Source organism: Caulobacter sp. P1_B12_2 (genome assembly GCF_056406675.1).
This window is the reverse complement of record NZ_JBFTZS010000172.1, coordinates 1-8,931: the sequence shown is the minus strand read 5'-3', so window position 1 is coordinate 8,931 and position 8,931 is coordinate 1. Positions and strand designations below refer to the sequence as shown.

The 8,931-nt window shown below is 69.2% G+C and carries 10 protein-coding genes; 4 read left to right on the top strand and 6 right to left on the bottom strand.

Translation table 11 applies throughout. The features are described 5' to 3' along the window. Nucleotides 1–131: 131 nt before the first annotated feature. From AC1DZ6_RS12485 to AC1DZ6_RS12475, 3 genes are read right to left on the bottom strand one after another with little or no spacing between them, the layout of a single operon-like run. A complete protein-coding gene (locus AC1DZ6_RS12485) occupies nucleotides 132–1,196 on the bottom strand; it encodes an LptF/LptG family permease (RefSeq protein ID WP_477097495.1) in 1,065 nt (354 codons plus the stop codon). After that, nucleotides 1,193–2,422, bottom strand: coding sequence for an LptF/LptG family permease (locus AC1DZ6_RS12480; protein ID WP_477097494.1), 1,230 nt, complete (start codon nucleotides 2,420–2,422; stop codon nucleotides 1,193–1,195). Before AC1DZ6_RS12480 ends, AC1DZ6_RS12485 begins: the two co-directional genes overlap by 4 nt. Next, nucleotides 2,419–2,856 carry an HIT family protein gene (locus AC1DZ6_RS12475; RefSeq protein ID WP_477097493.1) on the bottom strand — a complete coding sequence of 146 codons (438 nt, stop codon included), beginning with the start codon at nucleotides 2,854–2,856 and terminating at the stop codon, nucleotides 2,419–2,421. The genes AC1DZ6_RS12480 and AC1DZ6_RS12475 overlap by 4 nt, the downstream gene beginning before the upstream one ends. Nucleotides 2,857–2,917: 61 nt before the next feature. Between AC1DZ6_RS12475 and AC1DZ6_RS12470 the strand changes: the two genes are divergently transcribed. Further along, nucleotides 2,918–3,433: a DUF2141 domain-containing protein gene (locus tag AC1DZ6_RS12470; protein ID WP_477097492.1), complete on the top strand. Its 516-nt coding sequence runs from the start codon at nucleotides 2,918–2,920 to the stop codon at nucleotides 3,431–3,433. On the opposite strand, the gene AC1DZ6_RS12465 is transcribed toward AC1DZ6_RS12470, so the two are convergent. Then, on the bottom strand, nucleotides 3,421–4,353 hold the full coding sequence (locus tag AC1DZ6_RS12465; RefSeq protein ID WP_477097491.1) for a metallophosphoesterase family protein: 933 nt from the start codon (nucleotides 4,351–4,353) through the stop codon (nucleotides 3,421–3,423). The two genes, AC1DZ6_RS12470 and AC1DZ6_RS12465, sit on opposite strands and share 13 nt — an antisense overlap. Nucleotides 4,354–4,510: 157 nt before the next feature. Here AC1DZ6_RS12465 and AC1DZ6_RS12460 point away from each other — a divergent pair, with 157 nt between their 5' ends. Genes AC1DZ6_RS12460 through AC1DZ6_RS12450 form a run of 3 tightly spaced genes read left to right on the top strand, consistent with a single transcriptional unit; the run spans nucleotide 4,511 to nucleotide 7,409 of the window. Next, entirely contained in the window at nucleotides 4,511–5,569 is a 1,059-nt protein-coding gene (locus tag AC1DZ6_RS12460; RefSeq protein WP_477097490.1) for a CDP-alcohol phosphatidyltransferase family protein, read from the top strand. Between the two features lie 26 nt (nucleotides 5,570–5,595). Next, complete coding sequence (locus AC1DZ6_RS12455) at nucleotides 5,596–6,486, top strand: diacylglycerol/lipid kinase family protein (RefSeq protein WP_477097489.1); 891 nt, start codon at nucleotides 5,596–5,598, stop codon at nucleotides 6,484–6,486. Beyond that, nucleotides 6,483–7,409: a hypothetical protein gene (locus AC1DZ6_RS12450; protein ID WP_477097488.1), complete on the top strand. Its 927-nt coding sequence runs from the start codon at nucleotides 6,483–6,485 to the stop codon at nucleotides 7,407–7,409. The genes AC1DZ6_RS12455 and AC1DZ6_RS12450 overlap by 4 nt, the downstream gene beginning before the upstream one ends. Before the next feature lie 102 nt (nucleotides 7,410–7,511). Here AC1DZ6_RS12450 and spt read toward each other — a convergent pair whose 3' ends face one another. Continuing rightward, a complete protein-coding gene (gene spt / locus AC1DZ6_RS12445; protein ID WP_477097487.1) occupies nucleotides 7,512–8,729 on the bottom strand; it encodes a serine palmitoyltransferase in 1,218 nt (405 codons plus the stop codon). A 4-nt stretch (nucleotides 8,730–8,733) separates the two neighbouring features. Beyond that, a partial coding sequence (locus tag AC1DZ6_RS12440) for an acyl carrier protein (RefSeq protein ID WP_477097486.1) occupies nucleotides 8,734–8,931 on the bottom strand: 198 nt, incomplete at its 5' end.

Here is an 8,931-nt window from a genome sequence, read left to right as displayed (position 1 = left end):
TACATCAGCGGCACGACCCAGTTGGGGTCCTTGGCGTTGAGGCGGTTGGCCAGGTTGATGAACCGCGTCAGCTCGGATTTGGAGCTGACGGGAACGATCTCTAGACCGGAATCGGCGGTGTCGAACGGCATTCAGCCCTCCAAAACAACAAGCGCATGGATCGCGAGGGCCGCGAAGATGACCGGACCGCCCCAGACAGCCAGGATGGGCGAAAGAGAGCCGCCTTCGCCGAGCGCCGACAGCAGGCCGTTGACCACCAGGAAGATCAGCCCGGCCGCGAGGCCGCCGGCCAGCAGCTTGGCGCCCTGGCTGCTGCGGAAATTGGCCAGGGCGACCGGCGCGCTGAGCAGCAGCATGACCAGGGACGCGACCGGTCCGGCGAAGGCGGCCAGCAGGCGGGTTTCGTAGAAGGTGGCCGGACGGTCGCCGCCGCCGTTCAACAGGGCCCGGCGGGCCGTGGCGGCGGTCGGTACGGGGCTGTCGGCGAACAGGGCCTGGACGTCCTGGCGATGCAGGGGCGAGGGCCAGCTCATCGTGGCGGCCGGCACCACGTTCACCTGCTCGCCGTTGAACCGGACGATCACCGGCTTGATCAGGGTCCAGCCCTTGTCGCGGGCATAGGTCGCCGAGGGGGCCTCGACGCGCTCGGTCAGCCGGCCGGTCTTGTCGCGCCGATAGATCTTCACCGCGTTCAGAGTCCGGCCGTCGGCCGAAGCCCCGGCGGCGATCACCAGATCGTCGCCCGCCCGGAAGCTGCGAGGGCCGGGGACCTTGCGGTCGGCGACCGGCGTGGTGGCCTGCCACCAGTCGGCCAGGACGGGGTCGGTGCGGGGGGCGATCAGCTGGGCGCAGCCGAAGTCGACGGCCATCACCACGAACACCACGGGCAGGGCCATGGCGACGATGCGATAGGCCGAGATCCCCGTGGCGCGCATGGCGATGATCGCGCTCTCGCGGGCCAGCTGCGAAAAGGCGAACAGCCCGCCGGCCAGGGTGGCGATCGGGGCGACCTGCTCGATCAGGCGCGGCGACCGCAGGGCGGCGTAGTACAGCACCCCGGCCGTGCCCAGCCCGCGGTCGAGGATGTCGGTGGTCACTTCCAGCAGGTCGAGGATCTGCAGGATCGAGAACAGGATCAGGGCCGCGCCGAGCACGCGCGTGCCGACCGTGCGCAGGACRTAGAGCTGGATCTTCATGCGTCGGCCTGCTCGAACTTGTCCCGGAACATGCGGCGGAAGCGCTTGATGCCGACGCCGAACCGGCGGATCAGCTCGGTGACCGGGGTCTGGCCGGGCCGCTTGCGGCTGCCGATGAACATCCACAGACTGAGGCTGACGAAGATCAGCCACGGCGTGCCGATCGCCGCCAGGGGCATGGCCTTGCCGGACTCCGCCAGGCTCTGGCCCAGCTGCAGGCTGTGCTGGAAGGCGAGCAGCAGCACGCCGGCGATGATCAGGCCCGGCGTGCGGTTGCCGCGCTTGGCGGCCAGGCCGAGAGGGAAGGCCAGCAGCGGCAGGAAGGGCAGGAAGGCAGCCCGGGCCAGGCGTCCGTACAGTTCGGCCAGCAGAGTGGCGTGCGGCACGACCGGATTGGGCAGCTTGGCCTGGTAGGCCAGCTCGCCCAGGGTCAGCTCACGCTCGTCGCCGCCGCGGCTGCGCAGCAGGGCGGCCGCGCCGGACAGCGGGACATTGGTGGTGAACTGGTCGAACATCAGGATGCGGTAGTGGTCCTGGGCGTCGACGCCGATCCGTTGACCCTTGCGCAGCAGCATGGTGACGTTCTTGCCGTCGGCGTCGGCCCGCAGGTCGGCGGTGGCGGCGGTGATCACCTCCTCGCGGCCGGCGGCGTCCATCCGGCGGATAAACACCCGGGTGAGCCGCTGACCCGCCGCGTCGGCGCCGTCGGCGGTCATCAGCAGCTTGGTCTGGTCGATGAAGGACCCGCCGTTCAACTTGCCGTTCCAGCCGGCGTTGATCGCCTGGTGCATCACGGCGCGATAGGCGTAGCGGCTGTAGGGCTGCATGTAGCCGAAGACGATCAGGCTGAAGACCATCAGGAACAGGCCGACATAGACGAACGGCGCGGCGACGCGGGTCAGGGACTGGCCGCTGGCCAGCAGGGCGTCGATCTCGGAGCCGTCGCTGAGCTTGGTGATGACGATGAACAGCGCCACGAAGAACGCCACCGGCAGGGCCAGGCCCAGATAGTGCGGCACCAGGTTGGCGGCCAGCGAGGTGACATAGCCGAAGCGGGCGCTGCTTTGCGACAGCACGTCCAGCAGCCGCAGAACGCGCTCCAGCAGCAGGGCGATCACGGTCACGCCCAGGCAGCCGACGATGGGCCAGAGCAGCATGCGCAGCAGATAGGCGTCGATCAGCCGGAAGCGCGACGTGCCCTGCGGCGTGGGAATGGGCTTCTTCACGCGGCGGACCAGACCTGGGCCAGGGTCTGGGCCAGGCGCTCGGCGGCGTCGAGATCCAGGTCCACCGTCGATCCCAGGGCGGGAACGGCGGGCCAGCCGGCGTCGTTGTACGCACGGCCTTCATGCTCGCGCGACCCGGCGTAGCGCGGGATCACGTGGAAATGCACGTCCTTGTCGACCATCATCAGCATCAGGTAGTTGATCTTCTCGTACGCGACCACCTTGCTCAACACGCGTTCGACGCCTTCGGTCGCCGTCTTGAGATCGGCGAAGGCGGCGGGACTCAGTTGGGAGAAGGCCTCGACTGATTCCTTGCATACCAGGACCAGAGACCCAAATGTCGGTTGCTTGGGACGCACCAGGACGAGCCAACTCGCGGTCTCGGCCACCTTGGTGCGGGGGAAACCGAAATTCTCAGCGGTGGGATTGGTCATGTCGGCCTCGCCTCCGGGCGTTCGCCGCCGTGACGTATACAATAGGGACGCCGTCTTTTTCATGGAAGTACGATCCGCGTTGTTCGCTTCGGTTCTGGCCGTTTTCGCCGTCCTGGCCGGACCGTCGTCGGCGGACGATTCCGCGAGCGGCGAGGGCGCGGCCGCCATGGTCGGCCACAGGCCTTGCGAAGGGCGTCCGACGGGCACCCGACTGATCGTCCAGGTCGGTCGCCTGCGGTCCAACCAGGGCGAGGTGGCGGTCACCCTCTATCCGCCCGACGCTCGCCGATTCCTGGCGCCGCACGGCAAGTTGCTGCGGGTGCGGGCCAAGGCCGACGCGCCCATGACCCAGGCCTGCTTCTACCTGCCAAGGCCTGACGCCTACGCGATCGCCGTCTATCACGACGCCAACGGCAACCGCGATTTCGACCGGAACGCCGTGGGCCTGCCGATCGAAGGCTTCGCCTTCTCGAACGACGCGCCCAGCACGATAGGCGCGCCGACCTTCCAGGCCGCGCGCTTCATCGCCAAGCCCGGCGACACGATCCTGCGGGTGAAGATGCGCTACGGGCGCTGAGCGGCGGGTCGCGGGGGGCGGCCGGCCTGGATCAGGACGTAGCGGCCCAGTTCGCGGGACTGGCCGGTCTTGGGCTCCGGGCCGCGCGCCACGACCTTCACCTCGACGCCGCCGTCGGCTTGGCGGTCGATCTCGACACAGTGCCAGCGCGCCGCCGGATGGCCGCGCTCGCCCATGGCCGAGGCCGAGGGCACGCCCAGCACGGGGATCAGCGCGCCGTCGGGTCCGGGCGCCGTCGAGACCATCGCCTCGTGGGCGTGACCGTGCAGGACCAGATCGGCGCCGTGGCGGGCGAGCAGGGCGCGCAGGGCGTCCTGGTCTTCCAGCGACTTGCGCTTGGCCACCGCGCCCGGAACGGGCGGGTGATGGATCAGCAGCACCCGGAAGGCGTCGCGATAGGCCGGGTCGCCCAGCAGGGCGTCCAGGCGGTCCAGCTGCGCCTTTCCCAGCCGGCCGGTGGCCAGGTGCGGGGCGGTCGGCACGGCGGAGCACAGGTTGAACAGCGCCACGCCGTCGCGGATCCGCACCTGGGGGAAGACGACCTTGCCCGCGTCACCCAGCCAGGGCGTCCAGGCGGCGAACGGCCGGCCGCCCTTGGTCTCGACCAGGGCGTCGTGATTGCCGGGACTGACGGTGATCGTCCGGGCGGGACCCAGCGTCTCCAGCCACAGCCGAGCCGCGTCGTACTCGGCGGGCGAGGCGTAATTGGTCAGGTCGCCGGTGATGGCGATGTGGTCCGGGGCTAGGGCCTTGAGGTCGGCGATCACCGCGGCCAGCACCTCGGGCCGGTGTTCGCGGGCCTTGCGGCGCCAGGCGATGCGGCTGAGCAGCCGCTTGGACAGCAGGTCCCGCCAGCCGAACGCGCCATCAGGCGGCGGCAGATGGGGGTCCGAGAGGTGGGCTAAGCGGAATATCGACAAAGTTTGCTTCACGGATTCTGGCGGAAGGGGCCGAAGCTGCTTATCAATCGCCCCAGGTTTCAAGGGGTTGTCTATCGTGAGCGTGGAAAATCATCCAAATGAGGCCGCCGGCCCGTCCGCCGTCACGGTCGGACAGGCCAAGACGCGCCTCTGGGGGATGACTTCCGCCGAGCGGCTGTCCCGGATCTACCGCCGTCTGGGCCTGGTCGAGGCCGGCCCCGAAACCGTGTTTCTCACCGGCGACGTGGTCGTGGTCGACGCCGGCTGGGTGTTCGACGAGTCGCTGATCAAGGCCCTGGCGGGTCGTCCCGGCGTGGCCCTGGTCGACGAGGCCGGGCGCGTGGTCGCCGTCAACGTGCCGGCCGCCCAGGCCAGCGAGGCGATCGTGCGGCTCGACACCGGCGAGGACGTCACCGCCCTGGCCAAGACCCGCCTGACGGCGCTGGAGCTGGGTTCGGCCTACAACAGCGCCCTGCGCAAGAAAGAGCCGCCGGTGCTGGAGCGCCTGACGCCCGAGACCCGCGTGGCGGTCGAGAAGCGCCTGTTCCAGGGCTCGTACAAGGGCGTCACCGACCTGGTGACCAAATATGTCTGGCCCACGCCCGCCCGGATCGTCACCCGCTGGTGCGCCCTGGCCAGGATGACCCCCAACCAGGTGACCCTGATCGGCTTCGTCGGAGTGCTGGCGGCCTTCTGGCTGTTCTGGACCGGCCAGTGGGGCTGGGGCCTGGTCTGCGCCTGGATCATGACCTTCCTCGACACGGTCGACGGCAAGCTGGCCCGGGTGACCCTGACCTCGTCCAAGTGGGGCAATGTCTTCGACCACGGCATCGACCTGGTCCACCCGCCGTTCTGGTGGTGGGCCTGGTATGTCGGCGTCGGCGCGGTCGGGCTGACCATGCCGCATGGCCAGCTGGCCCTGGCGGTCATCGTCGGCGGGTACGTCTTCCAGCGGGTCGAGGAGGGGATCTTCCTGGCCCTGTTCAAGGTCGAGATGCACGCCTGGCGGCCGTTCGACAGCTTCTTCCGACTGATCACCGCGCGCCGGAACCCCAATCTGATCATGCTGACGCTTGCGGTCCTTGTCGGTCGTCCCGACATCGGGTTCCTGGCGGTGGCGATCTGGACGGCGATCTGCCTGGTCGTGCACGCCGTGCAAATCCTGCAAGGCCTGGCGGCCCCGAAGGGGGCCGTCGTTTCCTGGTTGTCGCGCTGATGCGTGTTGGCGTCGTCCGTAATCCCATGAGCCACGCCAACATCGGGCGCACCGATGAGGGGGCGACGCCAGACGCGGTGCTGCTGGTCGAGCCGGCCAGCCCCGAGGCGCTGGAGCAGGACCTGCGGGCCTTCGCCCAGTGCGGGGTGAGCCTCCTGGTCATCGACGGCGGCGACGGCACCATCCGCGACGTGATCAGCCGGGCGGCGCCGATCTTCGGCGAGGCCATGCCGCTGATCGCGCTGATCCCCTCGGGCAAGACCAATGTCCTGGCCATCGACCTGGGCGTGCCGCGCGACTGGACCCTGGCCAAGGCCGTGGCCGCCGCCCGGTCCGACCAGGCCGTGATCAAGCACCGCGCGCCGCTGGAAGTGCGCTGGGATGACGGACGACCCAGCCTGAGCGGGTTCGTGTTCGGCCTGGGCGCCTTCGTGCGCGCCACCAGCCTGGCCCAGAACGTCCACAAGCTGGGGGCCTTCCACAGCATCTCGGTGGGCATGAGCGTGCTGGGCGCGCTGGTGGGCACGGTGATGGGCGGCAAGCGCGATCAGTGGCGGGCCGGCGTGCCGCTGTGCCTGGCCATCGACGGTGAGGAGACCCGCACCGCCGACCGCTTCATCGTTCTGGCCACGACGCTCAAGCGCCTGCCGTTCGGGGTCAAGCCGTTCGGCCCGCCGCGCGAGGGCCTGAAGTTCCTCGATGTCGACGCGCCGCCCCGAGGCCTGCCCGGCGCCTTTCCGGCCTTGCTGGCGGGCAAGGACTCCGCCTGGTCGCCGCGTAACGGCTACCGGCGGGGCGACGCCTCGAAGCTGCGCATCACCACCGAGCAGCCGCTGGTCGTCGACGGCGACGTCTATGACGGCTCGGGCGGGGTGACCGTGGTCCTGGGCCCGACCCTGCGGTTCCTGGCGGCATGACCGGGGCCGTCGCCAGCCTGGTGGGGGAGGAGCTGCTGGCTCCCGCCCCGCCGCAGGCCGTGGCCTTCGCGGCACGGCTGCTCGATCGCTTCGAGGCGCCGCTGGCGGTGTTGTTCTACGGTTCGATCCTGCGCACCGGCGACCTGGACGGCGTGATGGACTTCTACGTCCTGACCGAGCGTGTGCGTCCGGGCCTCAGGGGCCTGGTCACCCGCCTGCTGTGGCCCGACGTCAGCTATCACGAGCTGGAGATCGACGGCCAAGTGCTGCGGGCCAAGGTCGCGACCATGACCCTGGCCCAGTTCCAGGCCGCGACGCGCGGGCAGGGGATCGACACCACCATCTGGGCCCGCTTCGTCCAGCCCGCGGGGCTGGTCTGGAGCGCCGCTCCGGCCGTCGCCGACCAGGTGGTCGAGGCCGTGGCCGACGCCGCCCGCACGGCGGCCCGCTTCGCCGCCGCCCTGGGTCCTTCGGAAGGGCCGCCGGAGGCCTATTGGTCGGCGCTGTTCCAGGAGACCTACGCGGCCGAGTTCCGGGTCGAGAAGGGCGGGCGCGAGCGCTCGATCCTCGCCTTCGACGTCGCCCGCTATCACCGCCTGCTGACCGCCTGCTGGCGCGAGGAAGGGCTTCTGGACCTCGAGACCGACGGATCGGTGCAGCCCGTGCTGAGCCCGGCGGACCGAAAGCGCATTCAGGCCGCCTGGCGGCTGCGCAGGCGCCTGGGGCGGCCGTTGAACTACGCCCGGCTGGTCAAGGCGGCTTTCACCTTCGACGGGGCCGCGCGCTACGCGGCGTGGAAGATCGAGCGCCACACCGGCATGCCGGTGGCCCTGACGCCCTGGCGCGAGCGCCACCCGGTGCTGGCGGCGCCAGGGGTGCTGTGGCGGCTGTGGCGGCAACGCCAGGGTAAGGCGAAGGTCTAGGCCGATGCCGGGGACATGCCCTTGCGGCGTGTCTTCGGCTCCAAAAGAAAAGGCCCGAGGTTTCCCTCGGGCCTTTCGCATTTCAGTCGATCAAAACCGGCTTTAGGCCGAGACGCGCTTCAGCGGGGCTTCGATCAGGCCCATGGCCGCGCCGATCTCGGCGAACACGGCCAGCACCTGGTCGATCTGCTCTTCGGAGTGGGCGGCGCTGACGCTGGTGCGCAGCAACGGACGGCTGTCCGGGGTGGCCGGCGGCAGGGCCAGGTTCAGATAGACGCCGTTCTGCAGCAGGGCGTTCCACATGCCGATCGCGCGCTCGGTGTCGGGCATGGTGATCGCCACGATCGGGCTGGAGGTCGGGCCGGTGATGTAGCCCATCGAGCTGAGGCCGTCGTACAGGCGGCGGGCGTTGGCCATCAGCTTGTGGCGCAGCTCGGGCTGTTCTTCCAGGCGGCGCAGGGCGGTCACGGTCGAGGAGACCACCGACGGCGGCAGCGAGGCGGTGAACATGTACGGACGGCAGGTGACGCGCATGACGTCGAAGTCGTCCATGTCGGAGACGCAGAAGCCGCCGATCGCGCCCAGGCTCTTGGAGAAGGTGCCGACCACGAAGTCGACGTCTTCCTCAACGCCGGCCAGTTCGGCCAGGCCGCGGCCGTGCTCGCCGAGCACGCCCATCGAGTGGGCTTCGTCGACCAGCAGATAGCCGCCCAGCTCGCGCTTCACGGCGGCGATTTCCTTGAGCGGCGCGATGTCGCCGATCATCGAATAGATGCCTTCGACGACGATCAGGCGTTCCCCGGGAACGTCCTTCATGCGGCGCAGGCGCTTATACAGGTCTTCCGGATCGTTGTGGCGGAAGCGGATGACCTCGGCGTGGCCCAGGCGCGCGCCGTCATAGATCGAGGCGTGGCTGTCGGCGTCGAGGATCAGGTGGTCGCCGCGACCGACCAGGGTCGACAGGACGCCCAGGTTCGCCTGGTAGCCGGTGGTGAACACCATGGCGTGCTTGCGCTTGTAGAACTTGGCCAGGGCCTCTTCGAGCTCGACGTGCGCCTCGAAGCTGCCGTTGGCGATGCGGGAACCGGTGGTGCCGGTGCCGCGTTCTTGGACGGCCTTGACCGAGGAGGCGATCGCCTGCTCGTCGAAGGTCAGGCCAAGATAGTTGTTGGTGCCCAGCAGGATCGTGCGTTTGCCGTTGATCACGCCTTCAGTCGGCGAGACGACGGCGTCGAAGCGCACACTGAAGGGATCGGCGCCGGCTTGCCGGATCGCGTTGTAGGCGTCGCGATACGCGAGGTGCTTGTCGAACAGCCCCATGGCTTTAGGCCCTATTCCGAAGGTCTTTAATCAGGGAAGCAAGGTCTCCGGCGGTTTCAACCGAAGCCAGGCGATCCAGAGGAATGGAGATGTCGAAGGTGTCTTCGAGCTCCATGATGATGTTCATCAAGGCCAGGGAATCCACGGCCAGATCGCGGCCGATGTGGGTGTCGTTCGCCACGTCGACCGAACGCCCGAGCAC

What these genes read in the sequence shown, in the direction of transcription:
- spt (WP_477097487.1), bottom strand. Translation starts at nt 8,729, where the DNA reads ATGGGGCTGTTCGACAAGCACCTCGCGTATCGCGACGCCTACAACGCG.
- AC1DZ6_RS12450 (WP_477097488.1), top strand. Translation starts at nt 6,483, where the DNA reads ATGACCGGGGCCGTCGCCAGCCTGGTGGGGGAGGAGCTGCTGGCTCCC.
- AC1DZ6_RS12460 (WP_477097490.1), top strand. Translation starts at nt 4,511, where the DNA reads ATGACTTCCGCCGAGCGGCTGTCCCGGATCTACCGCCGTCTGGGCCTG.
- AC1DZ6_RS12470 (WP_477097492.1), top strand. Translation starts at nt 2,918, where the DNA reads ATGGAAGTACGATCCGCGTTGTTCGCTTCGGTTCTGGCCGTTTTCGCC.
- AC1DZ6_RS12455 (WP_477097489.1), top strand. Translation starts at nt 5,596, where the DNA reads ATGAGCCACGCCAACATCGGGCGCACCGATGAGGGGGCGACGCCAGAC.
- AC1DZ6_RS12475 (WP_477097493.1), bottom strand. Translation starts at nt 2,856, where the DNA reads ATGACCAATCCCACCGCTGAGAATTTCGGTTTCCCCCGCACCAAGGTG.